This is a genomic window from Arthrobacter rhombi (assembly GCF_900163545.1).
Lineage (GTDB): Bacteria > Actinomycetota > Actinomycetes > Actinomycetales > Micrococcaceae > Arthrobacter_H > Arthrobacter_H rhombi_A.
Genome location: NZ_FUHW01000001.1, coordinates 23,545 through 49,607, shown reverse-complemented (window position 1 = coordinate 49,607; position 26,063 = coordinate 23,545). Strand labels below are relative to the sequence as shown.

General features: G+C 64.5%; 26 protein-coding genes. 17 read left to right on the top strand and 9 right to left on the bottom strand.

Translation table 11 applies throughout. The annotated features are described in order from the left end of the window. Positions 1–425 precede the first annotated feature (425 nt). The gene (locus tag FM101_RS00225; RefSeq protein WP_179204186.1) at positions 426–1,694 is read left to right on the top strand and encodes an MFS transporter; all 1,269 of its coding nucleotides are present in this window, start codon (positions 426–428) and stop codon (positions 1,692–1,694) included. 754 nt (positions 1,695–2,448) lie between these two features. Here the strand turns inward: FM101_RS00225 and uvrA are convergent. Continuing rightward, complete coding sequence (uvrA, locus tag FM101_RS00220; protein WP_086993739.1) at positions 2,449–4,959, bottom strand: excinuclease ABC subunit UvrA; 2,511 nt, start codon at positions 4,957–4,959, stop codon at positions 2,449–2,451. Between the two features lie 189 nt (positions 4,960–5,148). Between uvrA and FM101_RS00215 the strand changes: the two genes are divergently transcribed. After that, the gene (locus FM101_RS00215) at positions 5,149–7,467 is read left to right on the top strand and encodes an FdhF/YdeP family oxidoreductase (RefSeq protein ID WP_245806590.1); all 2,319 of its coding nucleotides are present in this window, start codon (positions 5,149–5,151) and stop codon (positions 7,465–7,467) included. Here FM101_RS00215 and FM101_RS00210 read toward each other — a convergent pair. After that, positions 7,464–8,444, bottom strand: coding sequence for an HNH endonuclease family protein (locus FM101_RS00210; protein WP_245806589.1), 981 nt, complete (start codon positions 8,442–8,444; stop codon positions 7,464–7,466). The two genes, FM101_RS00215 and FM101_RS00210, sit on opposite strands and share 4 nt — an antisense overlap. Positions 8,445–8,453: 9 nt before the next feature. Then, positions 8,454–8,981, bottom strand: coding sequence for a hypothetical protein (locus FM101_RS00205; RefSeq protein WP_245806588.1), 528 nt, complete (start codon positions 8,979–8,981; stop codon positions 8,454–8,456). A 284-nt stretch (positions 8,982–9,265) separates the two neighbouring features. Between FM101_RS00205 and FM101_RS00200 the strand changes: the two genes are divergently transcribed. The 3 genes from FM101_RS00200 to FM101_RS00190 all read left to right on the top strand — a co-directional run bounded on the left by FM101_RS00200 (position 9,266) and on the right by FM101_RS00190 (position 10,467). After that, positions 9,266–9,595, top strand: coding sequence for a DUF4190 domain-containing protein (locus FM101_RS00200; RefSeq protein WP_086993713.1), 330 nt, complete (start codon positions 9,266–9,268; stop codon positions 9,593–9,595). Next, positions 9,592–9,909 carry a hypothetical protein gene (locus tag FM101_RS00195; protein ID WP_086993711.1) on the top strand — a complete coding sequence of 106 codons (318 nt, stop codon included), beginning with the start codon at positions 9,592–9,594 and terminating at the stop codon, positions 9,907–9,909. Before FM101_RS00200 ends, FM101_RS00195 begins: the two co-directional genes overlap by 4 nt. Before the next feature lie 93 nt (positions 9,910–10,002). Continuing rightward, a complete protein-coding gene (locus FM101_RS00190; protein WP_086993708.1) occupies positions 10,003–10,467 on the top strand; it encodes a GatB/YqeY domain-containing protein in 465 nt (154 codons plus the stop codon). Here the strand turns inward: FM101_RS00190 and FM101_RS00185 are convergent. Beyond that, entirely contained in the window at positions 10,464–10,988 is a 525-nt protein-coding gene (locus FM101_RS00185; protein WP_086993705.1) for a PGPGW domain-containing protein, read from the bottom strand. The genes FM101_RS00190 and FM101_RS00185 overlap by 4 nt on opposite strands. Positions 10,989–11,147: 159 nt before the next feature. Between FM101_RS00185 and FM101_RS00180 the strand changes: the two genes are divergently transcribed. From FM101_RS00180 to FM101_RS00165, 4 genes are all read left to right on the top strand, one after another. Beyond that, positions 11,148–11,768, top strand: a complete 621-nt coding sequence (locus FM101_RS00180; RefSeq protein WP_086993702.1) for a DNA-3-methyladenine glycosylase I — start codon at positions 11,148–11,150, stop codon at positions 11,766–11,768. Beyond that, positions 11,765–12,202 carry a fluoride efflux transporter FluC gene (locus FM101_RS00175; RefSeq protein ID WP_086993699.1) on the top strand — a complete coding sequence of 146 codons (438 nt, stop codon included), beginning with the start codon at positions 11,765–11,767 and terminating at the stop codon, positions 12,200–12,202. The genes FM101_RS00180 and FM101_RS00175 overlap by 4 nt, the downstream gene beginning before the upstream one ends. Next, entirely contained in the window at positions 12,199–12,576 is a 378-nt protein-coding gene (gene crcB, locus FM101_RS00170; RefSeq protein ID WP_086993696.1) for a fluoride efflux transporter CrcB, read from the top strand. Before FM101_RS00175 ends, crcB begins: the two co-directional genes overlap by 4 nt. Positions 12,577–12,642: 66 nt before the next feature. After that, on the top strand, positions 12,643–12,858 hold the full coding sequence (locus tag FM101_RS00165) for a DUF2945 domain-containing protein (RefSeq protein WP_086993693.1): 216 nt from the start codon (positions 12,643–12,645) through the stop codon (positions 12,856–12,858). A 42-nt stretch (positions 12,859–12,900) separates the two neighbouring features. Here FM101_RS00165 and FM101_RS00160 read toward each other — a convergent pair whose 3' ends face one another. After that, complete coding sequence (locus FM101_RS00160; protein WP_086993690.1) at positions 12,901–14,001, bottom strand: pyridoxal-phosphate-dependent aminotransferase family protein; 1,101 nt, start codon at positions 13,999–14,001, stop codon at positions 12,901–12,903. A gap of 214 nt (positions 14,002–14,215) precedes the next feature. Here FM101_RS00160 and FM101_RS00155 point away from each other — a divergent pair, with 214 nt between their 5' ends. From FM101_RS00155 to FM101_RS00140, 4 genes are all read left to right on the top strand, one after another. After that, the gene (locus FM101_RS00155) at positions 14,216–14,779 is read left to right on the top strand and encodes a hypothetical protein (protein ID WP_086993688.1); all 564 of its coding nucleotides are present in this window, start codon (positions 14,216–14,218) and stop codon (positions 14,777–14,779) included. Positions 14,780–14,883: 104 nt separating this feature from the next. After that, on the top strand, positions 14,884–16,026 hold the full coding sequence (locus FM101_RS00150; RefSeq protein ID WP_086993684.1) for a type III polyketide synthase: 1,143 nt from the start codon (positions 14,884–14,886) through the stop codon (positions 16,024–16,026). Positions 16,027–16,032: 6 nt separating this feature from the next. Continuing rightward, positions 16,033–16,731 carry a class I SAM-dependent methyltransferase gene (locus FM101_RS00145; RefSeq protein ID WP_086993681.1) on the top strand — a complete coding sequence of 233 codons (699 nt, stop codon included), beginning with the start codon at positions 16,033–16,035 and terminating at the stop codon, positions 16,729–16,731. Next, positions 16,728–17,858: an FAD-dependent oxidoreductase gene (locus tag FM101_RS00140; RefSeq protein WP_086993677.1), complete on the top strand. Its 1,131-nt coding sequence runs from the start codon at positions 16,728–16,730 to the stop codon at positions 17,856–17,858. The genes FM101_RS00145 and FM101_RS00140 overlap by 4 nt, the downstream gene beginning before the upstream one ends. A gap of 10 nt (positions 17,859–17,868) precedes the next feature. Here the strand turns inward: FM101_RS00140 and FM101_RS00135 are convergent, their stop codons facing one another. After that, the gene (locus FM101_RS00135; RefSeq protein ID WP_086993674.1) at positions 17,869–18,432 is read right to left on the bottom strand and encodes a DUF488 family protein; all 564 of its coding nucleotides are present in this window, start codon (positions 18,430–18,432) and stop codon (positions 17,869–17,871) included. An 88-nt stretch (positions 18,433–18,520) separates the two neighbouring features. Here FM101_RS00135 and kynA point away from each other — a divergent pair, with 88 nt between their 5' ends. The 4 genes from kynA (at position 18,521) to FM101_RS00115 (ending at position 22,400) form a co-directional block, all read left to right on the top strand. After that, positions 18,521–19,411, top strand: coding sequence for a tryptophan 2,3-dioxygenase (kynA, locus tag FM101_RS00130; protein ID WP_086993670.1), 891 nt, complete (start codon positions 18,521–18,523; stop codon positions 19,409–19,411). A 19-nt stretch (positions 19,412–19,430) separates the two neighbouring features. Then, positions 19,431–20,684, top strand: coding sequence for a kynureninase (locus FM101_RS00125; protein ID WP_086993666.1), 1,254 nt, complete (start codon positions 19,431–19,433; stop codon positions 20,682–20,684). Beyond that, entirely contained in the window at positions 20,681–21,523 is an 843-nt protein-coding gene (locus FM101_RS00120; RefSeq protein ID WP_086993663.1) for a PaaX family transcriptional regulator, read from the top strand. The genes FM101_RS00125 and FM101_RS00120 overlap by 4 nt, the downstream gene beginning before the upstream one ends. 61 nt (positions 21,524–21,584) lie before the next feature. Further along, complete coding sequence (locus FM101_RS00115; protein WP_086993731.1) at positions 21,585–22,400, top strand: isocitrate lyase/PEP mutase family protein; 816 nt, start codon at positions 21,585–21,587, stop codon at positions 22,398–22,400. Positions 22,401–22,567: 167 nt separating this feature from the next. On the opposite strand, the gene FM101_RS00110 is transcribed toward FM101_RS00115, so the two are convergent. The 3 genes from FM101_RS00110 to FM101_RS00100 form a co-directional block, all read right to left on the bottom strand. Continuing rightward, on the bottom strand, positions 22,568–23,299 hold the full coding sequence (locus FM101_RS00110; RefSeq protein WP_241895402.1) for a transglycosylase family protein: 732 nt from the start codon (positions 23,297–23,299) through the stop codon (positions 22,568–22,570). A 418-nt stretch (positions 23,300–23,717) separates the two neighbouring features. After that, complete coding sequence (locus tag FM101_RS00105; RefSeq protein ID WP_086993657.1) at positions 23,718–25,220, bottom strand: TIGR01777 family oxidoreductase; 1,503 nt, start codon at positions 25,218–25,220, stop codon at positions 23,718–23,720. Between the two features lie 72 nt (positions 25,221–25,292). Then, positions 25,293–26,030, bottom strand: a complete 738-nt coding sequence (locus FM101_RS00100) for a M50 family metallopeptidase (RefSeq protein ID WP_086993654.1) — start codon at positions 26,028–26,030, stop codon at positions 25,293–25,295. Between the last annotated feature and the right edge of the window lie 33 nt (positions 26,031–26,063).

The window sequence follows — 26,063 nt, the reverse complement described above, 5'->3', positions numbered from 1 at the left end:
AATTCCGCGGGCCTGTGTGCTGATTGCAATTACAGCAAGGAAGCGTCCGGTTGGACGACCGAAACCGTGGCCGGGGACCGGCATACCATGGTGGTCACCACCCCGACCGGGCATCATTATCGGTCCCAGGCGCCACCCTTACCTGGAGATACCAGCTAGGAACCTTGGCTCGGCGAGCGTTTCAGCCCAAAGGTTTGAGTCGGTGGACGTCAGGTAAGGAGGAGATATCTGCGCCGCTGAGCGCCGTCGCCACCCACAAACCCCATCGATAGGGACAGAGCACGTCAGTCTGGACTCACATCCTGAATTCCACTATCCTAGACATGGGTTTTACATAGATCAAATAATTGTTATGTCCGCGCTCGATTGGACGTCCTGTTCCGCGCCCAACACCGACTCCCCAGCGCACCCCATCAGGAAGATCCGTGAACACTAGCTCTCCTCAGCGAAAAATTCGTCCCCTCTTACTGTCGAATGCCGCAGACGCTGGCGGGAATCAGACTTTCGGCGTCACGCTCAATATAGTGACGGTGACGATCCTGGGATTCTCGGCCACACAGGTCGGTCTCCTCAACGCACTCGGCTCTCTGTCGTTCCTTCTCCTCAGCGTGCCACTGGGCATGCTCGTGGACCGGGTCGGCGCGGCACGTGTCCTTGCTATCTCACTGAGCATCAAATTGCTCGGAGCGACAAGTGTCCTGACCTTATTTCTGTCAGGCAACCTGAATGATTTCGCCGCAATGTTTGCTGTGACAGTCGCCGGAATACTCACGGTTGCTTCCGAAAACGCCCAAACCACGATTGTGCCCCAACTCACCGAAGATCAAGGCAAAATCGCGAATGTGATCGCTAAAATGGCGTCGGTTGACATGGCCGCGGGCATCATCTTCCCCGGCCTGACTGGGCTGATTATTGCAACATGGGGAGGCGGCCCCGCCTTGGCTTTGTCCACCGCCATGTTCACCCTCGCTGCCGTAGCGTTCGTCCCGCCCCTCAGGAGGGCCCTCTTAGGCCCCACACGGGATAGGCACCCCGAGAAGTCTCAAAAGATCACCACGTCAGCAAAGGCTTTTATTGCCAGCGCCACCCATGGTTTTTCTACGCTCATAGGCAACCGCGTCCTGCTGGGGATCACACTCTTGACCGCTGCCGGCAACATCGGCCTCGCCATTGGGAGCTCAATCGAACCAATCCTCATCTTGCGAAGCTTGAACTTGGGGGTGCAATTCTTCGGAATTCTCGGCACGGTTGCTGCAGCCTCGGGACTTGCGGCGACCTTTGTGGCACCCAAAGTGGCGAAAATGCTCCCACTCCGACAGCTATTCGGCTGGGGCGCAGTCGCGCAGGCAGTCGTGGCCACACTCCCACTCGCTGCCTACGTCTGGCCCCCTGCGGCCATCCCGTTCCTGATTGGATTCCATGTCTTGTGGGCGGTCACTCTTACTGTGACCAACATCGCCGGAGCCGCGTATACAGCTTCCGCCGTGTCATCGACCTCCCTCGGGCGCACCAGCGCCGCACAACGCACGATCACCATGGGGTCGATCCCGCTGGCGGCACTGGGCGGCGGCCTCCTGGCAGACGTCTTCGGCGTGATCGCCCCACTGACGGTCTGGCCTGCCGTGACCATAGGCGCGGCAGGCCTTTTCTTCCTCGTGACGACACATTCCGCCAAAAGCGAGATTTTGTCATAATTTTCATGCAACTAGATAGGGGACAGTCCTCCGTCATTCAATTCACCAAGTTATTGATTTGTGGTGACAAGTCTTATTTTGTTGATTTTGGAGAGAGTTCTCTTGCTGAAAAGAAGAAAAGAGTTCCCAAATGACCAAGCTGCGCATCCTTGCAGAGATTCATATCGCACAGTCCTTCGTCAGTTCCGGCTATAGCACTCAGTATGGCGGCTCAAGGCCCTGCTGCTAATTGAACTCAGCGTGGGAAGCCGCCCCGAACAGGCGGCTTCCCACGGGCAGGAATTAGCGAGGCTATCAACATCATGTTCACAAAATGGGTCGAACCCCACTTACTCAATCGGTCACGTCACGGCGAGACCAACCATCGTTCCCATGACTATTGCGGGTGTCCCCGGGGGTGCCCCTATCTGGTTCTTCAAGGTCCTGGGCGGTTAGTCCCGGAGATATTCTGACGCAAACTCAGGGCAAGACAAGCCAGACCCGTGGCCAAAGCTGTCGAAGGCTATGGTGCGATGTCCCAGTCCGCCACCACGGCCACGTCATGGCCTGTGCCGCAGGGGGTATGAGCACTGCGACCAACGCGGAAGGTCCGTGCCCCGATTGCAACTCCAGCAAGGAAGCAAGCGGGTGGAGCACCGAAATCGTTCCCGGCGAACGGCATACCACGGTGGTCACCACCCCGACCGGGCATCATGATCGGTCCCGGCACCACCCCTGCCCGGCGACACCAGCTGACCTCTGGTGGCCAGCGGGCCTACAGGTCCAGCTGGGCCCGCAGGTAGGGCGCCGTCCGACTGCCGGGTGCCCCCGCGATATCGGCGGGCGTGCCTTCGGCCATGATCTTTCCGCCATCGTCACCACCGGAGGGACCCAGATCGATCACCCAGTCGGCGGCGGCCACCACGTCCATCTCGTGTTCGACCACGACCACCGTGTTCCCGGCGTCGACCAGCCGGTTCAGTTGGGCCAACAGCAGTTGGACGTCGGCGGGGTGCAGTCCGGTCGTCGGCTCGTCGAGCAGATACAACGTATGGCCGCGCCGGGCCCGCTGCAGTTCGGTGGCCAGCTTGATCCGCTGCGCCTCGCCGCCGGAGAGTTCGGTGGCCGGTTGCCCCAGCCGCAGGTAGCCGAGTCCCACCTGGACCAGGGTCTCCAGGCTGCGCGCGGCAACCGGGACGTCGGCCAGGACGTCGGTGGCTTCGTCAACACTGAGCGCGAGGATCTCGGCGATATTCAGGCCGCGATACCTCACCTCAAGCGTTTCGGGGTTGTACCGGGTCCCGTGACATACCGGGCAAGGCCCATAGCTTCCGGGAAGGAACAACAGTTCGACGGCGATATAACCTTCGCCCAGGCAGTTTTCGCAGCGGCCGCCAGCCACGTTGAAGGAGAACCTGCCAGCACCATATCCGCGCTGGCGCGCCAGCTCGGTGGCGGCAAAGGTCTTGCGGACGGCATCGAAGAGGCCCGTATAGGTGGCCAGGTTCGATCGTGGCGTCCGGCCGATGGGCTTCTGGTCGACCTTGACCAGCCGTCCGATGCATTCTGCCCCGAGGATGGCCTTCACGTGGAGCGTCTCATCGTCGGCAGCAGGGGTCTCGTCTTCCCCGGCGGTATCCGCTGCGGGGGTACGAACCAGCTCACCGACGGCATCGGCAAGCACCCGGCTGACCAACGTCGATTTACCCGAGCCCGAGACACCGGTGACCGCCGTGAGCACCCCCAACGGGATGCGCACGTCGAGGTCGGACAGGTTGTGCAGGCTCACTCCCTGCAGTTCCAGTTCGCCGTCAGGGATCCTGCCCGCGGTACCCCGGCGGGGCCGGTCCTCCGCGTCGAAGAGGAAGGACCGGGTGATCGAGTCTTTGACCTCTTCCAGTCCGTCGACCGGCCCCGAGTAGAGCACCTCTCCGCCGCCTTCGCCGGCCCGCGGGCCGACGTCGACGATCCAGCCGGCCCGGCGGACCACATCCATATTGTGTTCGACGACGAACACCGAGTTTCCTCCGGCCTTCAGTTCCTCGAGCACGGCCAGCAGCGGTTCGGCATCGGCGGGGTGCAGCCCGGCGGAGGGCTCGTCCAGAACGTAGACCACCCCGAACAGCCCGGAGCGCAGCTGCGTGGCGATCCGCAGCCGCTGCATCTCCCCCGGAGACAGTGTGGTGGTCCCGCGATACAGGCTCAGGTAGCCAAGCCCGAGGCCGATCAACACGTCGAGCCGCTCAACCAGGTCGGCGGCGATCGTCGCGGCAACCTCACTGTGCTCCCCCGAGGAACCCGAGGACGGCGCCGCCACGGAATCGTAGTCCTCCTCAGTCAGTTTGGCCGTGGGTTGGAGCAGCTGAGCCAGTTCCCCGAGCGGCAGGCGGTTGATCTCGGAGATGGAACGGCCGGCGAAGGTGACGGCGAGCGCGTCGGCGGTCAGACCGGTGCCGGCGCAGGTGCGACACGGCCCGGACACCATGAACCCGAGGACCTTCTCACGCATGGTCGCCGATTTCGATTCGGCCAGGGTGTGCATCACATGGGACTTCGCACTCCAGAAGCGCCCCTTATAGGGCTTGGCGATGCGGTCGCGTTCCGGGGTGACATGGACGACGGGTTGTTCATCGGTGAACAGCAGCCAGTCCCGGTCCTTTTGCGGCAGCGTGCGCCAGGGAGAATCGACGTCGTACCCGAGTTCGGTGGCAACGTCTCGCAGGTTCTTGGCCTGCCAGGCGCCGGGCCAGGCGGCGATGGCCCCCTCACGGATGGTCAGGGACGGATCCGGGACCAGGGTGTCTTCGGTGACGGTATGGGAGACGCCCAGCCCATGACACACCGGGCAGGCGCCGACCGCAGTATTGGGCGAGAAGGCGTCGGAGTCCAGCCGGGTGGCCCCTTCCGGGTAGCTGCCGGCCCGAGAGTAGAGCATGCGCAACGAGTTCGAGAGCGTGGTCAGGGTCCCGACGCTGGAACGTGAGCTCGGTGAGCCACGACGCTGCTGCAGAGCGACGGCAGGGGGTAATCCGGTGATCGATTCGACCTTCGGAGTATTGCCTTGCTGGATCAGCCGGCGGGCATAGGGAGCCACCGATTCAAGGAAACGGCGCTGCGCCTCCGCGAAGATCGTGCCGAAGGCCAGCGAGGACTTCCCCGAACCGGAGACCCCGGTGAACGCAACAATGCTGTCTCGCGGAACATCCACGTCCACGTTGAGCAGGTTGTTCTCCCGGGCGCCGCGCACCCTGACGAAACCATCGGAAACACTCCGGCCGGGAACCATCTGCGGCCCGGCAGCCGCCTTGGATTCACTCACCCGTCGAGCCTAACAACCTGGTGCCCAAGATTCGGTAAATGACGACGCCGGATCGGTCTTCACCCCTTGCGAAGCGCGTGTCCCACTGGTAGTCCTGAGGGTGTCAGCCCACGACGGCGGACGCCGTCCCAGGGGTCGCGGAAAGGTGGGTCCATCGTGGCCAAGCATGGCGAGGAAGCACACGAGCCGACGGCATCCGAATTGGAGGTCGGGGACGGGCCGAAGGGATGGGCCGCTGGCATTCCCGGCGTCACGCATTCCATGGGTCCGGCGCTGGCACAAATGGGACCGGCACGGACCGCCAAAACCGTCATGAAGCTGAACCAGAAGGACGGCTTCGACTGCCCCAGTTGCGCGTGGCCGGATCCGCATCATCGCAAGACCTTCGAATTTTGCGAGAACGGGGCCAAAGCCGTCACGTGGGAGGCCACCCCGCTGGTCATCGACTCAGCCTTCTGGGCCGAGCATTCAGTCACTGAGCTGCGTGGACGCACCGAATATTGGTTGGGCCAGCAAGGCCGTCTCACCGAACCCGTCTATAAGCCGGCCGGCGAGGACCACTACCGCCCCATCCCCTGGTCCGAGGCCATCAACGTGCTGGCGACCGAACTGAACTCCCTGGAATCCCCCGACGAGGCGGTGTTCTACACCAGTGGGCGTACCTCCAACGAGGCGGCCTTCGCCTACCAGCTCTTCGCCCGCGGCTTCGGAACCAACAACCTGCCGGATTGTTCGAATATGTGCCATGAGTCCTCCGGCTGGGCCATGGGCGAAAGCATCGGCGTCGGCAAGGCAACCGTGGCCTTCGAGGACTTCGAACGCGCGGACCTGATCATCATCATGGGTCAGAACCCAGGCACCAACCACCCCCGGATGCTCACCGAATTGGAGAACTGCAAACTCAACGGCGGTCATATCGTGGCCATCAACCCGCTGCCCGAGGCGGGGCTGCGCCGGTATAAGAACCCGCAGAAGGTCCGTGGCATTATTGGCCGGGGCACCGACATTGCCGACCAGTTCCTACAAATCCGCCTCAGCGGGGACATGGCCCTGATGCAGGCGGTCTCCAAACGGGTCCTGGACGCCGAGGCAGCCAACCCCCGCACCGTGCTGGACCACGATTTCCTGGACCACCACTGTCAGGGGCTGGATAAGCTGCGGGAGCATCTGAGCCACCTGGACGAGGCAACGGTGTTGGAAGCCACCGGCCTGGAATCCTCCGAGATCGACGAGCTAGCCAACCGGTACATGGCCGCCGAGAGGGTCATCATCACGTGGGCCATGGGGATCACCCAGCAGAAAAAGGGTGTCGACACGATCAAGGAGATCATGAACCTGCTGCTGCTGCGCGGGAACATCGGTAAGCCCGGGGCCGGGGCCTCCCCCATTCGCGGCCACTCCAACGTCCAAGGAGACCGCACCATGGGCATTTGGGAGCAGATGCCCGAATCGTTCATGGATGCCGTGGGCCGGGAGTTCAGTTTCGATCCTCCCCGTCACCATGGTTTCGACTCGGTCCAGACCTTCGAGGCCATGCAGCAGGGCAAGGTCAAGGTCTTCGTCGCCTTGGGCGGAAACCTCGTCTCGGCGGTTTCGGACACCGGTGTTGCGGAGGCCGGCATGGCCGGCACCGACCTCACCGTGCAGATCTCCACGAAACTCAACCGTTCCCACACCGTCACCGGCGCCGCGGCGCTGATCCTCCCGACCATGGGGCGCACCGAAATCGACATTCAGGAGTCCGGAGAACAGTTCGTTTCCGTCGAGGACACCGTCTGTGCGGTACACCCGTCCTGGGGCAACGTCGAACCGGTTTCTCATCATTTGCTCTCCGAAACGGCGATCGTCAGCCGCATCGCCCATGCGGTTCTGGGGGAGAAGATTGATGCCGATTGGATCGGGTTTGAGAAGAACTACGACCTGATCCGTGAGCATATTGCTCGAGTCATTCCCGGCTGTGAGAACTACAACCAGCGGATCCGGCGCGAAGGAGGGTTCATCCTCGCCCACGGACCGCGCGACACCCGCACCTTCCCTACCCCTACCGGCAAGGCCATGCTCACGGTCAACGAGTTGGAGTACCTGCAGCGCCCCGCCGGCACGCTCATCCTGCAGACGTTGCGTTCCCACGACCAGTTCAACACCACCATCTACTCCAACAACGACCGCTACCGCGGGGTCCACAAGGGCCGCCAGGTGGTCTTCGTCAACGCCGCCGATCTGGCCCAGTTGGGGCTGAAGGACGGGGACTACGCCGATGTTCATGGGGTGCACGACGACGGGGTGTCCCGGGTGATGCGCCGGTGCCGCCTGATCGAGTACCCGACGACTCCGGGCTGCGTGGCTGCCTACTATCCGGAAGCCAATGTGTTGGTGCCGCTCTCCCTGGTGGCCGAAGCCAGCAACACTCCGGTCTCCAAGGCGGTACTGGTCCGGCTGGAGAAGGTCGCAGCACCGGCCCCGGCGAACGCCTAGCGGCGCCAGCGCGCCCGCGTGTCGGTCGTGCTGGTTTTGCAGGTGTAGATCTTGCCATTGGATCTGCCGACGCCCTTCGCCCCGCGCGGTGAGCAGAAGGCCCCCGGGTGGACCCGACGGGTCGCTGTCTTCGCGGACTTCTTGGCGGCCGGTTTCCGGGCCGTGGTCGAAGGCGTTCCGGCCGGCTTAATCGGCGTGACCTTTGCGGCACGCTGTTTCGGGCAGGAACGAAGGACCCGCGACATCCCCGATTTCTCCGCGGAGGTGACCGCCAGCGCGTATTTGTGCTTCACGCTGATCTGGGTGGCGACGTATTGGCAGCGGAATCGTTTATTCGCCGGCAACCATTCGGCGGCATTTCGGTCGCCCTTGGAACGATTGGCAGAGGCCGCCGAAGCCATCAGGTTCAGCGGGTCGTTGGCGAGGGCTTGCCGTTGCTTCTGGGAGAGCTTCTGCCCACCGGAAATCCAGGCGTTCTTCAGCGCAACCACATGGTCGATATCCACGGAGCCGGCCTTGACCTTCCAGTTGATCGCGCGTCCGGTATAGGCGTCGTCCAACCGGCCGGAAGCCACCTGGCAGTGCTTGCGATCCTTATATTTCACCCGTGACATATCGCGTCTGAGCGTGTCCTGACGCTCATCGCATCTATTGTGGTTGAAATCCTTGAACCCGTTGCCGAATTTCACATTGCGTTGATATCCGGTCGCTGGCGCCTTGCCTTTCACCGGCAGAGCTTTCAGCACCCTGGTCGCCGCCAGCCCGGTGAGCTTGGCACCGGGTGTGACCTTCGTGCGGCCTGTCGATGCCTGAAGTACCAGAGCTGCGCGCTGGGACGTGAGGTTCTCAGGCGAGACCTGGGTTCCTCCCGAGTCCTGTGCCGGGACCATCCCGTCGAAGAAGGCCGTGCCCATCAGTACCGCAGTCAGCCCCAAGGCCACCAGCCAGGCGGTCAGGCGGTGTCGGGTGTTCTTCACGGTCGGGTCCTACCGCTTGGAGGCGCGGTAACCGGCCTTGCGGGCCGCCGAGGTGGTCTTGAAGCACTCCTCGGGCTTGGTCCTGCCATAGAACTGCCCACCCTTAACGTGGTACTTCCATTCCTTCTTGCTGCCGGTGCGGTTTCCCTTCACCGGGTAGCCCGCCGGACAGGAATATCCCTTGTAGACCCGTTTGCTGGAAGCGGAGGCCTTCTTCTTCACCACCAGCGACTGGGTCTTGCTGGTGGTGCGCTGCTTGGCTTTACCGACCTTGTACTTCACGGTCGTCGTGACCCGGTAGGATCCCGCTTTGAGAGAGATGGCTGAAGCACTGCGGGTGAGGGTCTTGCGACCGTGGACGACCTTGAGTCGTTTCGAAACGACTTTCGTCCCCTTCTTCGCGGTCACGAGGGGTTTGACCTTCGCCTTCGCGGAGCCCTTGACCGTCTTATTGGGGATCTTGCGAATGGCCACCGCTGGGGTTGCCTTCTTCGCCGCAACCGAGACAGCAGCCGAGGCAGGAACGGCCTGCGTCACGGCAGCAATCTGAACTCCGGAGAAAACCAATGAAACGGCCGCGGCGAGAGCGGCGAACCCGCTCAGGAACTTCTTCAATTTTCCCCCTGGAATGAGCCCTGGCCCGATGGCCTGGCAGTGCGTCCATTCGCACTTCTGGCCAAATCATATACGAGCTTGACGCAGAATCGTGCAGCTCCGGTTTATCCACCGGATTCCTGCGCGAGTCTCCGCGCTTGGCGCCGTTCAGACACCTCGCCTACCGTGGAGAGCATCACGTCCGCAGTCAGCTTTGATGGAGCGTCATGACCCACCCGGGGAACTACCCTCAGCAGCAGTATCCGCAGCAGCCCTACATCCAGTACGGCGCTCCCCCACCGCGCGGGATGAGCATCGCCTCCATGGTGCTCGGCCTCGTCTCGATCCTGGCCGGCTTCACCGGCATCGTGCCCATCGTCGGGCTGGTGTTGGGGATCATTGGGCTCCGGCGCGAGCCCGCAGGCAGGGGCATGGCCATCGCCGGGATCATCATCAACTCCCTGACCCTGCTGGGATGGCTGCTGTTGATCATCTTCGTCGTCGCCATCGGCGGCATGTTCGCCACCATGGACTACTCCTCGGCCGTCGGCGCATGACCCGGCGTCCGCGCCGTTCCGCACCCTGGCTGGTCGGCGGTCTACTCTCGGCCCTCGTCGTCGGCCCCTTGGCGGTACTGGCCGGCGCCGTGGTGGCGGCCTCGTCCATGGCCGCGAGTTTCTACGGGATCGCCAACGGACCTGGTTCGGGTTCGTTGGTGTTGATCTTTCTGGGCGCCGTGCTGATCCTGGCGGGATGGGTCGCGGCGATCATCGGTCTGTACCGTCTGGCCAGTACGGTCGACGCCCTCGGTGTGGAGCGCTTCGCGCAGTCGATGCCGCCGCCGGCCAATGCCGGACACCGAACCTTCTAAGGCCAGCTGTCCGCCGCGTGCAACGGCAGGTTCCCGGGTGGGCGATAATGGTGGGAGCATCCGCTTCGGCAATCCGCCACGAAAGGCCGCCCCATGAGCACGCTGAAGGAACAACTCCGCCTCGATATGACCGCCCATATGAAGGCCGGTGACAAGTCCGAACTGATGACGTTGCGCAACGTCCTGGGCGAGATCAGCACCCGCGAAAAGGGTGGCAAGACACCGATGGAAATGGACGACCACCAGGTCACCGCACTCCTGCAGAAGGAAGCGTCTCGGCGACGCGAGACCGCCCAAACCTATGCTGAGGCCGGCCAATCCGAGCGGGCCGAGCAGGAAATTGCCGAAGCAGCCTTCATCGAGTCCTACCTGCCGGCACCACTGACCCGGGACGACGTCGTCGCCATCGTGGACCGGGCCATTGCCGACCAGACCATAGACGGGGTGAAGCCGGGGATGCGCCAGATGGGCCAGGTCATGAAGACGGTCACCGCCGAAGTCGCCGGGCGCTTCGATGGCAAAACCACCAGCGCCCTCGTCAAGGAACGGCTGGCCTAGGAGTCCCTCCGGTCGGTTTCCCGGCGGCTCGGATGGTGTCGACGGCGTCTAGCCATGCGGTCCTTGGCAATGCGGCGGGCCTTCATCGGCAACCCGAACCGCCGGTGGGTGTAGATGATCAGTCCGAGCGCGAAACCTGCGGAGGCCATGATCGACAGGGCGGTCCCCCAGCCACCGATCAGCCACCAGTCCTGGGGCCACCGCCACCACTCCGGGGCCGGTGGGCGCAGTCCCCAGACCACGCCGATCGCTAGTAACAGGCACGCACCGGTGGAGCTCCAGAAGATCCGCCAGCGGGTTTTCACGCTTTCGGCGGCCAGCCGGTAGGCCCGCGCCTTGACCGGGTGCATCAGCTTTTCGGCCCACCAATACCGGGTGGACAGCACCGCCAGACCCGCCACGATGCACAACAGCCCGGGGCCGGGAAGGACGAGGGCCAGCAGTCCGACCACAAGAAGCAGCCACCCGGCGATGTTGACGGCCAGGGGCTTGAGCCAAACGTGCACGAAGGTGGAAGCCATTTCCTGCAGTTTACCGGACAGTTCGCCGGGTCAGGAGTTCGGCAACTCCGAAGACGCGGCCCACGGAAGGTAACCTGTGAAGGGCCCATCAACTCGTCTCAGCGTCAACGTACCGGCCCTTTCCGGCACGTTGGACCGAGCAATTCGAAGGACAAACACATGGCAGTCGCCGAATCGCAGCCCCCCTCACCCGAGGCTGGGCTCATTCGGGGTTCGGACGGATTATTACGACCTGCTTGGGCGACCGAGGGCATGCTGCGCGAGTACTACGACACCGAATGGGGGCTGCCGATCCGCGACGAGCAGGGCCTGTACGAACGGCTCAGTCTGGAGGCCTTCCAGTCTGGCTTGTCCTGGGCCACGATCCTGCGCAAACGGGAGAATTTCCGTGCCGCCTTCGCCGGATTCGACCCCGATCGGGTGGCCGGTTTCGGTGAGGACGACGTCGAACGTCTTCTGGGGGATGCCGGCATCGTCCGCAATCGGGCCAAGATCAGGGCCACCATCGGCAATGCTTCCGCGACCCTCAAACTGCGAGAAGAGGAGGGTCTGGCCGCGTTCATCTGGTCCTTCCAACCGGAGGCCACCCCTCGACCGGCCACGATGGATGAGGTTCCCACCACCTCGGCCGAATCCGTTGCCTTATCGAAGGCCTTGCGCAAGAAGGGCTTCTCCTTCGTCGGTCCGACCACCATGTTCGCGCTCATGGAGGCCGTGGGCATCGTGGACACCCACCTGCTGGGCAGCCACCGCCGCGGCAGTTCGGGCGTCTGGCCATGAGCCGTGCTTCGCATCTGAACTGGCGACATCTGGGGTTGGTCGTGGTCGGCGGGGTGTTCGGCACCGCGGCACGTGAAGGCCTCACCCTCGCCTTCCCGGGAATCAACGGCCTGCCCACCACCACCTTGATGATCAACATCTTCGGCGCCTTCCTGCTGGGCCTGCTGCTGGAATCGCTCCTGCGGGCCGGCAGTGACCAGGGTGTCCGGCGGACCCTGCGCCTGATGCTGGGCACCGGGTTCTGCGGAGGGTTCACGACCTACAGTGCCTTCGCCGTCGATGCACGCCTGCTCTTCGACGGCCACTGGCCCCTGGGTGGTCCGGCGGCCGGGGTGGCTCTGATCGCTGCCACCGTGTTAATTGGCGCGGCAGCCACCTGGGCCGGCCTTGCGACCGCCAGCTGGCGACGGCCCCTTCGCCAGGCCGGATCATGACACCACTGCTCTTCATTGCCCTGTCGCTGGCCGGCGGTTTGGGGGCTGGCACCCGGCTCTTCGTCGACGGTTTCGTCAAGTCCCATACCCGGGCCACCTTCCCGCTGGGAACCCTGCTGATCAACGTCTCGGGTTCGTTGGTCTTGGGCTTATTGCTCGGGTTGTCGATGGGCTTCATCGTTCCCGAGCCGGTATATCTGGTCGCCGGCACGGGGTTCCTGGGCGGATACACGACCTTCAGTACTGCCAGCTTCGAATCCGTTCGCCTGCTGCAGGAACGTCGCTATCTGGCGTCACTGGCCAATGGCCTGGGAATGGCCGTGCTGTCCGTCGCGGCGGCCAGCGGCGGGTTCTGGCTCGGTTCCCTCGCTTAGAACCTGCCGGTAGGCTCGGGCCACCAGATGCCCAGGAGTAGTGCCGAAACAAAAGGGGAAGCCACCATGTCAGCTACTTTTTCCACCGGCGATCATGTTTCGTGGAATTCGGAAGCCGGACACGTCAGCGGTGTCATCATCAAAAAACATACGCAGGACGTCGAGTACAAGGGCCATATGCGCCGGTGTTCCCCCGATGATCCGCAATATGAGATCCGCAGTGATCAGACCGAACACCTTGCCATGCACAAAGGGCCGGCGCTGACCAAGATCGCGACGTAGTTCCGATCCCGGCCAACCCCGGCCCCGCTAGTCTGGTCAGGCTCAGCTGTTGGCGATGGCGTCCTTGAGCGAAGCGAGGATCAGCGCCACGGAATCCATGTTCGCGTTCGGCCCCATCAGGCCAATCCGCCAAACGGTCGCTGCATACTGCCCGACGCCTCCACCGATCTCAACGCCGTAGTTTTTCAGCAGGTAGGACCGCACGGCGGCCGAGTCGACGCCCTCGGGTACCTTGACGGTGGTCAGCTGAGGCAACCGGTGGCCTTCGGCGGCGAAGAGCTCCAAACCCATCTCCTGCAGGCCCTTCTGCAGGGCGGCACCAGCATTCTGGTGACGTGCGGTCACCGCTTCGATACCTTCGGCCAGGACACGCTCGATCCCTGCTTCCAGGGAGGCGACCATCGCGACCGGAGCCGTGTGGTGGTAGGTGCGCTGACCACCCGAGGAACCGGTGGTGGCGTAGCCACCGAGCAGGCCCAGATCGAGGTACCAGGACTGCGGCTTCTGCACGCGGCGTTCAAAGGCCCGGTCGGAAATGGTGAACGGTGCCATACCCGGGGCGACGCCCAGGCACTTCTGGGTGCCGGCGTAGCCGACGTCGATGCCCCATGCGTCGGCTTCGATCGGCATGCCGCCGATGGAGGTGACGGCGTCGACGATCAACAGGGCGTCGCCCTTGATGGCGCCCAGTGCCGCGATATCGGAGACGACGCCGGTGCTCGTTTCGGCATGGACTGCCGCAATGACCTTCGGGTTCGGGTGCGCGGCGGCGACTCGTTCGGCATCGACGGGGGTGCCGTATTCGTGGTCGACCCTGACCACTTCGGCTCCCACCCGGGAGGCGACTTCGCACATCCGCTCACCGAAGAGTCCGTTGACGGCAATCACCGCAACGTCACCGGGGTTGATGGTATTCACAAAGGCGGCTTCCATGCCGGCCGAGCCGGTGGCACTGAGCGGAAGAGTCCGCGTGTTCTTCGTCCCCCACAGGGTTCGAAGGCCTTCGCAGGTCCGGTCCATCCGGGCAATGAAGTCCGGGTCCAGGTGTCCCAGCAGTGGCAAACCCAGCGCGGCCGTGGCTTCGGCATACGGGTTGCAGGGGCCAGGGCCGAAAAGGTGGCGGGTGGGGATGATCTGCTGCATGGGGACTCCCTGGGGTTCGATGGCGCGGCGGCAGCCGCAGGACAAGGCCTTCGCCTTCCACCATAGGCACGAAATGTCGCTCAGCGGAATTCGAGTTCCACATAGGCGGTTCCAAAATGTCGGAGGCAGCTGGTGACGTGAAGGTACTGGAAGTGACGGCTTCCGGTCATCATCACCGCACCGCACTCGCGGCGCACCATTTTGGGGAGGAAACATGAACACGAAAACCACATGGGTGGCCCTGGCGCTCGCCACCGGCCTGGCACTGGCCGGCTGCACCACCACGGGCGGCCCGGAGGCCGGCACCGCTGTCGACACGGCCTCCGAGCCGGCTGCGGAAGCCGTGGCGGAGACCACCGAAGACCAGTCCACTGAGGGAGTGGCCGACTTCGGCAGCGCCTGGACCTGGGATGACGGCCTGAAGCTGACCGTCAAACCGGCAGGTCTTTCCGCAGCTGGTCAATACGCCTCAGGTGCCGAGGCTTCCGACGGAAAGATGTACGTCTTCGACGTCACCCTCCAGAACGGAACCCAGGAGATCTTCGATCCAGCGATTCTGACGGCTTCGGTGGTCTACGGGGCGGCAGGGACCCAAGCTGAGGGGGTCTTCACCGAGAAGATCGACGGCTTCTTCCAGGGCAAGGTCCTCCCGGGAAAGAAGCAGAGCACCCGGGTGGCTTTCGGCATCCCCGCAGGAGAGCTCGACGACGTCACGCTGACGTATCTGGTTGATTTCGACCATGAGGACGCGCTCTTCTCCGGCGTACTGGCCCCGTAGTACCGGCGCAGTGACGGTGGGCGGAACCGATGCCTCCGGGTAGCGCATCCGCCCACCACCCGCAATCCCTTTACCGCGCAGGTCAGCCCGGATACGCTCGGCCCATGACAGTGACCCTCAGGACCATCCAAACGGCTCTACCCGAAACGGTCCTGCATCAGGACCAGGTGCGCGATGTCTTCGCAGCCCAGCCCGGCCTGACCCGCTTGGGAGAACGACTGATCACCACCTCCTTCAATTCTTCGGCGATCTCCACCCGACGCACCGCATTGACCGAGCTCAGCCTCGAGCAGACCGAAACCACTCCGGTGTTCTTCGATGCGGCCAACACCCAGCTGCTCAGTCCCAGCACCAAGGTCCGCAACGACGTCTTCACCCGCGAAGCCAAGGCACTGTTCACCGATTCTGCTCGCGCGGCGTTGGCCGCCTGCCCGGATCTGGACCCCGCAGACGTTACCCACGTCATCACCGTCTCCTGCACCGGCTTCTACAACCCGGGCCCCGACTATCAGATCGTCAGGGCCTTGGGCCTGCCCGCTTCAACCCAGCGCTACCATCTGGGTTTCATGGGCTGCTATGCAGCTTTCCCGGCCCTCCGTGCTGCCAAAAGCTTCTGCAAGGCCGAGCCGGATGCGGTTGTGCTGGTCGTCAGCACCGAATTGTGCACCTTGCATGTGCGCAGCTCCAACGACCCGGACACCATCATGGGATCGGCGCTCTTCGCCGACGGCGCCGCAGCAGCCGTGGTCACCTCCCGGCCCGCACCGGCGGGAACCACCTGCCTGGAACTCGATGCCTTCGAAACGGTGTTGACCCCCGTCGGTGAAGAATCAATGGCCTGGAATATTGGTGATGAGGGTTTTGAAATGGTCCTGGGAACCTACGTCCCGCACATTATTGACGACCACATCATCGGGGCGCTGGCCCCATTGCTGGCCCACGATGCATCGCTCGGTGAAGACTATGCGCAGATCACCCACTGGGGTATCCATCCCGGCGGGCGGGCCATCCTCGACAAGGTCCAGAACCGGTTGGGATTGGATGAACGGCAGCTGGAGCCGGCTCGCCGCGTGCTCAACGACTACGGGAACATGTCCAGCGCCACCGTTCTCTTCGTGCTCAAGGACATCTTGGAGACCGTCGCGGAGGCCTCCGACCCCGTCGGCGAGCGCATCTGCTCCATGGCTTTCGGCCCGGGACTCACCGTGGAAACTGCTTTGATGACCGTGGCCCGGCCCGAGGCATAGCCCCCGATGCGCCGCGCCGAGACAGCAACCGAGGAAATGGACCGGCAGGACTGCGACCCGGTGCTGTTATGGCGGACCTACCAGCAGTTCCCGCTGGTCAACGCGGTGGTTTCCGGCTGGCGTGGGGTCTACCGGGAGCTGATCCGGCCGGTCTTGGCCACCGCAGGAGCCTCCACCATTTTGGATATCGGTTGTGGTGGCGGGGATATCACTCGGGCCCTGGCCCGCAGGGCCGGCGCCGATGGTTTCGATGTCAAGGTCACCGGCATCGACCCGGATCCGCGAGCCTACCGTTTTGCTGCTCGACACTCTGCGGGCCGAGACGACGCCAGGGTGTCCTTCGAAGCGGCGAACAGCTCAGATCTGGTGGCCGCCGGACGCCGGTTCGACGTGGTGGTGTCCAACCATGTTTTGCATCACCTCTCCCCCCATGAACTCGAACTTTTGCTCGCCGACACCGAGCAGCTCACCCGTGGTGTCGCCATCCACGCAGATTTGCGGCGTTCACGCGCTGCGTCGCTGCTCTTCGGCGCTGCCACCTTGCCGTTGGCCGGGACCTCGTTCATTCGGCGCGACGGACTGACCTCCATCCGCCGCAGTTACCTGCCCGAGGAACTGCAGTCAGTGGTCCCGGGGCGCTGGCAGGTGCAGCCGCGCCGTCCGTTCAGGAACCTACTCATCCACCGTCCGGAACCCCTGCCGTGATCGATGTGCTCATCATCGGTGCCGGTCCCTCGGGGCTGACCCTGGCCATCCTGCTCAACCAATCGGGTCTCACCGTCCGCGTCGTCGAGGCCCGCGACACCCCGCGGGAGCATTCACGGGCCATCGGCATTCATCCGCCCGCAGTCGACGTCCTGCAGGCAGCAGGCGTCGCCGCAGCAGCCATCGCCTCCGGGGTCCGGATCCGCACGGGGCTGGGACTGAGTTCCGGCAGCCGAATCGCCGCCCTGGACTTCGCTGTTCTGCAGGGCCCGCACCCTTTCATCCTCTCCCTCCCCCAGGCCAAGACAACCGAACTCCTGCGGGCACGGCTGCAGCAGCTCGACCCACAAGCCCTGATCGAAGGCCACGAATTGATCACCTTCCGGCAGGAAGACCGCGGCATCCAGGCCACGGTCAGCGGACTGGCCGCCCCGGTATCTGCCAGCTATCTGGTGGGAGCGGACGGGGTGGATTCCACGGTCCGTACGCTCGCTGGCCTACCTTTTGCCGGGAGCCGTTACCGCGACCACTATGTGATGGGGGACTTCCCAGACACCACTGACTTTGGTGCCACCGCAGCCCTGTTGCTGCACGCCGAAGGAATCGTTGAGTCCTTTCCCCTACCCGAGGGCCTACGCCGGTGGGTCGCCTGGCATCTGCCGGCGGATACGACCCCGCTGAGCAGGCTCGTTGAACGCCGCACCGGTTACCGGGTCGATGATGGGGCCGCCACGATGTCCAGCAGATTTCGTTGCTCACGTCGGTCGGTGGCGAACATGGTGTGCGGACGGGTCATCCTGATCGGTGACGCAGCCCATGAGGTGAGCCCCATCGGTGGGCAAGGCATGGCGTTGGGGCTGCTCGACGCCGCAGCACTGGCTCCGTTACTGACCCACTCCTGCTCGGCAGGTCCGGCCCGGATGGCCGCGCTGGCAGACTTCTCAGGGGACCGATTGCGTGCCGCGGCCAGGGCTGGCCGGCAAGCCCACCTGAATATGGCCTTGGGGCGTCCGCTGCCCCCGGTCCTCCACGGGCTGCGGGGCAAAGCGATCAGGGTGGTGGCCCGCAGCAGAGCATTGACCGATGCCGTGGCTCGCCGGTTCACCATGAGCCGAGGCTTCCGCTGATGACCACCTTTCAGGCCGACGGGGTGGACTTCTCCGGCGGATAGGTGATCGTGGTTCCTTCCACCTGGGCGAAGGACGTCAACGTATGGGCTGTGGCCTTGGTGGGGCTGAAAATATCCAGTACCTCGAAGCCCCGAACCAGCATCGCGTCCCCGATCATCGAGCGGTGGCAACGCCAGGGGACGGCTTCGGCACACATGATCGCCACCGGGCGCTCTGCGGTGCTGGCCACCAGCTGCTGGATTCCGGCGTCGAACTCCGGGGTCTGCATGTAGTCCGCGTAGCCGCGAAAGGATGCGTTGCGCCAGCCGGTATTCGGTGAGGCCTTCGTGGTGTGCCGAAGACCACCCAGGCTCTCAATCCGCTGGTAGTCCAGACCGTACCCGGCCAGGCTAGCCGGCAGCTGATCGATACCGAACTGGGGATTATGCCGAGATTTGGGCACGGTGCGCACATCGACGATCCGTTGCACACCATGGGCCCGGAGCAGCTCGACGAACTCCTCGACCGGATGCGTGGAATGTCCGACCGTGTGGAGGGTGGGAGGCGGGGCTGCAGCCGCTGGGGTGTTCATGGCTCCATCATGTCAGCGTTGATTCTCCACGACCAGCAAGGGATTTCATCTGCTTGACGCTCGTCACGTTACTGATATTCTGACCTGCATGAGCTGCCCTTACTCGCAAGACACCCCCGAAACCCCCGGCACCGATACCGGCGAGCGCGATATCGAAGAGACCGTACGCACCGACTTCCGCAACGAGATGTCCTACGGCGGGTATCTGGATCTGGATAAGGTCCTGCACGCCCAGCACCCCCATAGCAATCCCGAACACCATGATGAGCTGCTGTTCATCATCCAGCACCAGACCAGCGAACTCTGGCTCAAACTCGTGCTCCACGAGCTCGTCGAGGCCCGACGCCTCATGGACGCCGACGATCTGGGCAAGGCCCTGAAGTGCCTGGCCCGCGTCAAGCACATCCAGAAGGTGCTGACCGATCAGTGGTCGGTGCTGGCGACCCTCACCCCGCGCGAATACGCCCAGTTCCGCGACACCTTGGGCTCGGCCTCCGGCTTCCAGTCCTGGCAGTACCGTGCCGTGGAATTCATTCTGGGAAATAAGCACCGCGGCATGCTCAAGGTCTTCGAATCCCATCCCGAAGCCCACGCCATGCTCAGCCAGCTCCTCGAGGAACCCACCGTCTACGACGCGTTCCTCGCCGCACTCTCCCGCGCCGGATACCCCATCTCCGAAGAGATCCTGCACCGCGACTTCTCGAAGGCCTGGGTGCTGCACGAGGAACTCATCCCCGTGTTCAAGGAGATCTACGAAACCGAGGAGACCCGCTGGGGCTTCTACCAGGCCTGCGAGGACCTGGTGGACCTCGAGGACAACTTCCAGGCCTGGCGCTTCCGGCACCTGCGCACCGTCCAACGCACCATCGGCTTCAAACGCGGCACCGGCGGCTCCTCCGGCGTCGACTTCCTGCGCCGCGCCCTCGACCTGACCTTCTTCCCCGAGCTCTACGCCGTCCGTACCGAAATCGGCAACTAGCCCGAAAGGCCCCCTCCGCATGAGCACCTCCCCCGCGTCCCCGACCAGCGACGAGCTGGACACCGCCGATCCACTCGCCGTCTACCGCGACCGCTTCCTGGTCCCCGCAGCCGATCCCGCCCGGCCGCTGACCGCCTACCTCGACGGCAACTCGTTGGGGCGGCCGTTGGCCGCCACGGCCGAACACCTGGCCACCTTCGTCCGCACCGAATGGGGTGCCGGGTTGATCCGCAGCTGGGATGAGCAGTGGATGGACGAGCCCACCGTCCTGGGAGACCGCCTCGGAGAGGTCGTGCTCGGTGCCGCTGCCGGCCAGACGCTGGTCGGCGACTCGACCTCGGTCCTGCTCTATAAGACGCTGCGGGCGGCGTTGGACCACCAGCAGGGAACCGACCCCCGGCGTTGCGAGATCGTCATCGATGCGGGGAATTTCCCCACGGACCGCTTCATCGTCGAGGGAATTGCCGCCGAACGTGGGGCGACCCTACGGTGGATCACTCCCGATCCAGCGACGGGGGTGACCAGCACTGACCTTCAGCAGGTCCTCTGCGAGCGCACCGCCGTCGTGCTCCTGAGCCATGTGGCCTACCGTTCGGGCTACCTTGCCGATGCCGAAGCCCTCACCGCCCAGGTCAAGGGCGTCGGTGCCCTCATGGTGTGGGATCTGTGCCATTCGGTCGGAGCCGTTCCGCTGCACCTCGACGCCTGGGGCGTCGATCTGGCCGTGGGATGCACCTATAAGTACCTCAACGGAGGTCCCGGCTCCCCCGCGTTCGCCTACGTCGCTTCGTCGCTTCATTCCACGCTCCGCCAGCCGATCTGGGGCTGGATGGGGGCCGCTGACCCCTTCGGGATGACGGAGACCTATGAACCGGCCGGCACGATCCGTCGTTTCATCACCGGGACTCCGGCCATTCTGGCCATGCAGCCGCTCAAGGACATGGTGGAGCTCATTGCCGAGGTCGGCATCGAGGCCATCCGCACCAAATCGGTGGAACTGACCGAGCATGCCATCCGGCTGTGCGAGGAGCGGCTGTCCCCCCACGGCGCCCGGCTGGCCAGCCCCCGTGATCCCGCGCAGCGTGGTTCCCACGTCACGGTGGACCACCCTGACTTCGCCGCGGTCACCACCCAGCTCTGGGAACAGGGAGTGATCCCCGACTTCCGCCCACCGAACGGCTTGCGCATCGGCCTCTCGCCCTTGAGCACCAGTTTCTCCGAACTCGAGGTGGGTGTCGAGGCGATCGCCGCCGCGCTGGCCGACATGAAATGAGTGCCGTCCTCGACGATATGGACTCCCGGCCCGGGAGTACCACCTCGTTGCTGCGCACCATCATCGGCCTGTACCTGCGTGGCGCCGGGGGGTGGATGTCCTCGGCCCAGCTGCTCACCCTGATGGAGGCCGTCGACGTGTCCCCGGCACTGACGCGCACCGCGTTGACCCGGTTGCGACGCAAGGGAGTCCTGGACGCCGCCACGCGGGACGGTGTTTCCGGCTATGCCGTCGGGGAACGGGCCCGGCAGATGCTCGAACGCGGTGACCGCAGAATTCACGAACCGCGGGCCATGAACGTCGATGACCCCTGGTGCCTGATCTCCTTCACGGTGCCAGAAACCGATCGTGGGCTGCGCCATCAATTGCGCCGCCGGCTGTATTGGATCGGTTGCGGCACCGTCGGGCCGGGACTCTGGATCTGCCCGCAGTACCTGCAGGCCGAAGCCGAGGAGATCCTCCAGGACCTGGGTCTGCGCGAACGTGCCGTGCTCTTCGAGACCAAACGCCCCCAAACGGCAGGCCCGCTCGGCGAGGCAGTAGCCGACTGGTGGGACCTCGACGAGTTGGCGGGTTTGCACCGCGAGTTCCTCGGCCAGCAGCGCGATGTTCCGGAACTGCCGCCCTCCGAGGGGTCGAGCGCCTTCGCCACCTATCTGCACTGCATCGATAGCTGGCGGATCATTCCCTACCGCGACCCGGGCCTGCCGCAGGACTGTTTGCCGGAGGATTGGCCGGGGACCGCCAGTAGCGCCCGCTTCCTCCAACTCCGGAACGCCTACCGGCCCGTGGCGCTGGCCTACGTCCAGTCCATCACGACGATCCCTGCCCACGCCTAGGCCCTGCCCCGTCCCCAGGAATACCCGGGGTGCTCCTCCGCGCGAGGAGTAGCGTGTGGCCATGACGCCCACAGGACTTGCCGCCCGGTTCCTCGCCTTGCATCACGGCCCGACGCCGCTACTGCTCGCCAATGCCTGGGATGCGGGGTCGGCACGGCTCTTTGCCTCGATGGGTTTCCTCGCACTGGCCACCACCAGTAGCGGATATGCCGCCTCGCTGGGCCGTCTCGACGGTCAGCTCACGCGCGACGAAACGCTCGTGCATGCTGCGGAACTGGTGCAGGCGACGGAGCTGCCGGTGAGCGCCGACCTTGAAAACGGGTTCGCCGACGAGGCCTCGGCCGTTGGACGGACTTTTGAGCTGGCAGCACATATCGGGCTGGCCGGCGCCTCGATCGAGGACTTCACGGGGGACACCGAATCCCCCATCTACGGGATCGAGGCCGCTACGGAGCGGGTGCGTGCCGCGGCCGAAGCATGCCACCGCGGGCCGGCCCCGCTGGTGCTGACCGGCAGGGCAGAGAATTTCCTGCATGGTCGCCCCGATCTGGCCGATACCATCCGTCGGCTCCAGGCCTATCAGGAGGCGGGTGCCGATGTGCTCTACGCCCCGGGCCTGACCCGGCTTGCTGACATCCGCTCGGTCGTGACATCGGTGGATCGGCCGGTCAACGTGCTCGCGACGGCCCAGACGCCCGAGGTCTCGGCGTTGGCCGCCATCGGTGTTGGCCGCGTTTCGGTCGGCGGCTCCTTCGCCTTTGCCGCCGTCGATGCCGCGGCAGCGGCGGCCCGGGAGTTCTTCGAGCAGGGAACCTACCAGTACACGGCACATTCGAAAACCGGTCAAGGCATCGCTTCACGAGTCTTCGGCCCCTGAGCCCAGACGCACGAAGTGCCCGCACGGTGAACCGTGCGGGCACTTCGGGGTCTTGACGAACCAGCGGCGGTTCACCATTGGGGGGAAAGGCGAACCGCCGCTGCCGTCTGGCGGGAGCAGGGCCCCCGCAGTTCAAGTTCCGAGGCTAGGCCCCGGGACCGACCTACTTACTTGGTCGGCAGGTTCAGGCTCTGGCCCACCATGATGACGTTGGGGTTCGAGACCGAGGCGGTGTTGACCGAGTACAGGCTCTCCCAGTTGTTCAGGCCCTGGGCGTTGGCGATCTTGGACAGCGTATCGCCGGCCTTGACCGTGTAGTTCTTGCCCGAATCGGCGGCCTTGACGGTGGCAACGTGCTTAGCGGTCGACTTGACCTGCTGCTGCGGCGCGGCCTTCTGGACCGGAGCCTGAGCTGCGTGCTTCGGGGCAGCCTTCTGGACCGGGGCCTGCTTCTGGACCGGAGCCTTCTGCGTGGTCTGGGTTGAAGCAGGCTTCGGGGCGGGCTTGGTGTCCGCCTTCGGGCCGGCCGGAGCCTTGCCGGAGATACCCAGCTTGGCCGAGCATGCGGGCCATGCGCCCCAGCCCTGGGCGGCCTGGACCTTCTTGGCTACGCGGATCTGCTCGCCCTTGCTGGCGTTGTTGGCCGCACCGGAACCGCCGAAGGCCTTCCAGGTGCTGTTGGTGAACTGCAGTCCACCCTTGAAGCCGTTGCCCGTGTTGATGGACCAATCGCCACCGGACTCGCACTGGGCCAGTTTATCCCAGGTGCCTGCAGGGGCTGCGGAAGCGGGAGCTGCTCCGATGCCTGCTGCTGCGCCGGCCAAAGCCAGGGCTGCTACGCCGCTGGTTGCGCCGATGCGGGAAATCTTCGAAAACTTTTTGCTGTTCTGCTGGATCACAGTTTCTCCAGGGGCCACCTGTGCGCTCCAACCGTCCCCGGCCCTCATTGCGCGATCGTCCGGCGTCGATGTCGACTCCAAATTCAGTGGGCAGTCAGGTGGACGATCGAAAGGTACCTGCTCTGCACTCCGTCTTGCACCACCCCGAACGGCGAGGTGTTATCAAAACGTGACTTGATTACGATAACTGCACGAAGGGGGTCCGCGTCAACTACAGACGACCTCCAGCGGGGTGATACACAAAAAATTGACAACCGAAACCCCGTGTTCTCGCGGCAAAATCGACGTACCTGTGATTCCTGTGAGTCTCGGAGCGGGCCCGCCGCAGGACGCCGAACTGGATGTTCAGGCCCTTTTCTGCCCCACCACATCCGTCATCCGACCGTTATCGACGTCTTAGGTCACGGCGCCGTGACCTTCAGCAGCGTCCCAGCACATGCCGCAACGCCGCCTCAAGGTCCGGCTCGCGGAACGCGTAGCCGAGTTCCTCGATACGCCCAGAGGATCCCCGCTGGTCGGATTGAACGAGCTCGCGGGCTCCCTGGCGGCCCAGGAGCAGTGCCGGACCAAAGCCAGGGACCGTGACCGCCGCCGGGCGGTTGAGCACCCTGGCCAGCGTGGCGGCATAGTCCCCGGCGTCGACCGGATGCGGTGCGACGGCGTTAACGGGGCCTGAGACCCGGTCCTCCAGGGCGGCATGGGCGAAGATCCCTACGACGTCGTCGATGCCGATCCAGCTCTGCATACCTGCCCCAGCCATTCGCCCTCCCAGACCGGCGACGAATAACGGCAATAATTGCTGCAGCATTCCGCCGGCTGGGGTCTGGACCAGTCCGGTGCGCACGTTGACGACACGCACCCCGGCACGGGCCGCTGGCTCACAGGCGGCTTCCCACGCGGCACAGACATCGGCAAGAAAGTCGGTTCCGGGCGGGCATTCCTCGGTCAGTTCCGTCGGCGCTTGCGCCGGACGGGCTTCTGGAGAGGCCCCGTAGTAGCCCATGGCCGAGGCTGCCACCAGGGTACGCTGGCGCCCATCGCCCGACAGATCGGCCAGCGTCCGGGCGATCAGGGAGGTCCCCACGGTCCGCGAAGCCATGATCCGTTGTTTGGCTGCCGCAGTGAATCGTCCACCGATCGGATGCCCTGCCAGGTGGATGACGACGTCGCAGCTCGCCAGGGCCTCGGCATCGATCCGTCCAGCATCCGGGTCCCAGGAAATCTCGTCAGCACCCTCGGCTGGCCCCCTGACCAGCCGGAATACTTCGTGTCCACCTCCCCGGAGCAAGGCGCGCAGCTGGGTACCGATGAGTCCGCTGGCACCAGAGATGGCGATGCGCCGAGGGAGTGCATCGGGCCCGGAATGCCGGGAATGGAAGAGGAGATCACCGATGGCTTGGCGTTCGCGGTATCCGAACAGGCGGTTGAGCTCGGCATTGAAACGTTCTTTCCCCCAACCAGTGAGCCGGCCCAAGGGCCCGGAGCTGGTGGTTAGCGGAAGTTCATAGGAGACGGAATCGCGCATGAGGGTTCCGCCGTCGTCCTCTTCGAAGACATGCTCGTGCCGCCAGGAGGCCAAAGGGCCGGATTCCATGACGTCGGTGAAACTGTGCCCGGGGACCAAACCGACGTGTCGGGCATGCCACGGGATTTCGGGCTTGGCCCAGCCGGGCAGATGCAGCGGGCCGGCGACGGCGCCGACGGCCGGCCCCAGCCCCAGACCCAACTGGCCTGGCGCCCCGATCCCGATCACTGCCCTGGAACCAACGTTCAGTCCGTCGCTGGGCTCCGCGTGGACGCTGCCCGAAAACGGTGCGAGCAACCTCACCAGTGCGCCGGGGCGGGAAAACCAGGCGAAGGCCTCCTCACGGGGAACCGGCAGGCTGGTGGTGAATTCGAAGTCCGATCCAAGAATCTCCATGTCCCGAGGCTACGCGCCCTCCCCCGGCGGCCACCATTGCCTGCCCCCGGTATCGGTTCGCGCCTGCACTGCTCAGCTGACGGCGGCGCCGAGGGAGAGCAGTGCCCCATAGGCGCAGGCGAGGATCACCAGGGCGAATCCGCCCAACCAGATCACTGCTGGCACCCCGGTGGTCCTGGCCAGGATGTAGGCGTCCGAGCTCTCCAGCCGACGCCGTTTGGCGTGGACCGCGGCGACCTTGAACCAGTCCTTCACCGCACCAACCACCAGGGCAATGCCCAGGCAGACCACGACGTAGGCGGAGAATTCGCGGTCGGAGAAGAGCACCAGCAGTTGCGCCAGAATGGCGCAGCCGACGGCGATGGCGACGCCAACCAGGTTGCGGATGAAGAGCAAAGCCACCAGCAACAAAATCGCCCCGATGGACAGTGCGGCCCCAGCCCATCCCGAGGCCGCCGCCCAGATCATCGCGGCTCCGGCGACCGCCGGGGCCGGGTAACCCCAGAACCCCGACCAGGCGATCCCGGCGCTGCCCCGGCCAACGCTGACTGTTTCGCCGGAATGGTTCAGGTTCAGCCGGATGCCGCGGACAATCCTGCCGGTCATCAACGCTGCCAAGGCGTGGCCCAGCTCATGAACGAACGTGACATAGAGGCCGAACCAACGCCACGTAACCCGCGGGACGGAGAGCGCGACGGCGGCGGCGATGATCAGGACCAGTGTCAGGGCCTCGGCGTGGAGGGACGGGCCACGGGTGAAACCGATCACGAGGGCCTGCCACCAGGAATCAACGGAAATCTGCTCAAGCATGGGTTCGAGGGTAAGGCACCGGGCTGTGAAGAA

What these genes read in the sequence shown, in the direction of transcription:
- FM101_RS00135 (WP_086993674.1), bottom strand. Translation starts at nt 18,432, where the DNA reads ATGAACACCCCAGCGGCTGCAGCCCCGCCTCCCACCCTCCACACGGTC.
- FM101_RS00200 (WP_086993713.1), top strand. Translation starts at nt 9,266, where the DNA reads ATGACCCACCCGGGGAACTACCCTCAGCAGCAGTATCCGCAGCAGCCC.
- FM101_RS00145 (WP_086993681.1), top strand. Translation starts at nt 16,033, where the DNA reads ATGCGCCGCGCCGAGACAGCAACCGAGGAAATGGACCGGCAGGACTGC.
- FM101_RS00150 (WP_086993684.1), top strand. Translation starts at nt 14,884, where the DNA reads ATGACAGTGACCCTCAGGACCATCCAAACGGCTCTACCCGAAACGGTC.
- FM101_RS00125 (WP_086993666.1), top strand. Translation starts at nt 19,431, where the DNA reads ATGAGCACCTCCCCCGCGTCCCCGACCAGCGACGAGCTGGACACCGCC.
- FM101_RS00155 (WP_086993688.1), top strand. Translation starts at nt 14,216, where the DNA reads ATGAACACGAAAACCACATGGGTGGCCCTGGCGCTCGCCACCGGCCTG.
- FM101_RS00190 (WP_086993708.1), top strand. Translation starts at nt 10,003, where the DNA reads ATGAGCACGCTGAAGGAACAACTCCGCCTCGATATGACCGCCCATATG.
- FM101_RS00185 (WP_086993705.1), bottom strand. Translation starts at nt 10,988, where the DNA reads ATGGCTTCCACCTTCGTGCACGTTTGGCTCAAGCCCCTGGCCGTCAAC.
- kynA (WP_086993670.1), top strand. Translation starts at nt 18,521, where the DNA reads ATGAGCTGCCCTTACTCGCAAGACACCCCCGAAACCCCCGGCACCGAT.
- FM101_RS00175 (WP_086993699.1), top strand. Translation starts at nt 11,765, where the DNA reads ATGAGCCGTGCTTCGCATCTGAACTGGCGACATCTGGGGTTGGTCGTG.
- FM101_RS00195 (WP_086993711.1), top strand. Translation starts at nt 9,592, where the DNA reads ATGACCCGGCGTCCGCGCCGTTCCGCACCCTGGCTGGTCGGCGGTCTA.
- FM101_RS00180 (WP_086993702.1), top strand. Translation starts at nt 11,148, where the DNA reads ATGGCAGTCGCCGAATCGCAGCCCCCCTCACCCGAGGCTGGGCTCATT.
- FM101_RS00120 (WP_086993663.1), top strand. Translation starts at nt 20,681, where the DNA reads ATGAGTGCCGTCCTCGACGATATGGACTCCCGGCCCGGGAGTACCACC.
- crcB (WP_086993696.1), top strand. Translation starts at nt 12,199, where the DNA reads ATGACACCACTGCTCTTCATTGCCCTGTCGCTGGCCGGCGGTTTGGGG.
- FM101_RS00105 (WP_086993657.1), bottom strand. Translation starts at nt 25,220, where the DNA reads ATGGAGATTCTTGGATCGGACTTCGAATTCACCACCAGCCTGCCGGTT.
- uvrA (WP_086993739.1), bottom strand. Translation starts at nt 4,959, where the DNA reads ATGGTTCCCGGCCGGAGTGTTTCCGATGGTTTCGTCAGGGTGCGCGGC.
- FM101_RS00160 (WP_086993690.1), bottom strand. Translation starts at nt 14,001, where the DNA reads ATGCAGCAGATCATCCCCACCCGCCACCTTTTCGGCCCTGGCCCCTGC.
- FM101_RS00100 (WP_086993654.1), bottom strand. Translation starts at nt 26,030, where the DNA reads ATGCTTGAGCAGATTTCCGTTGATTCCTGGTGGCAGGCCCTCGTGATC.
- FM101_RS00115 (WP_086993731.1), top strand. Translation starts at nt 21,585, where the DNA reads ATGACGCCCACAGGACTTGCCGCCCGGTTCCTCGCCTTGCATCACGGC.
- FM101_RS00165 (WP_086993693.1), top strand. Translation starts at nt 12,643, where the DNA reads ATGTCAGCTACTTTTTCCACCGGCGATCATGTTTCGTGGAATTCGGAA.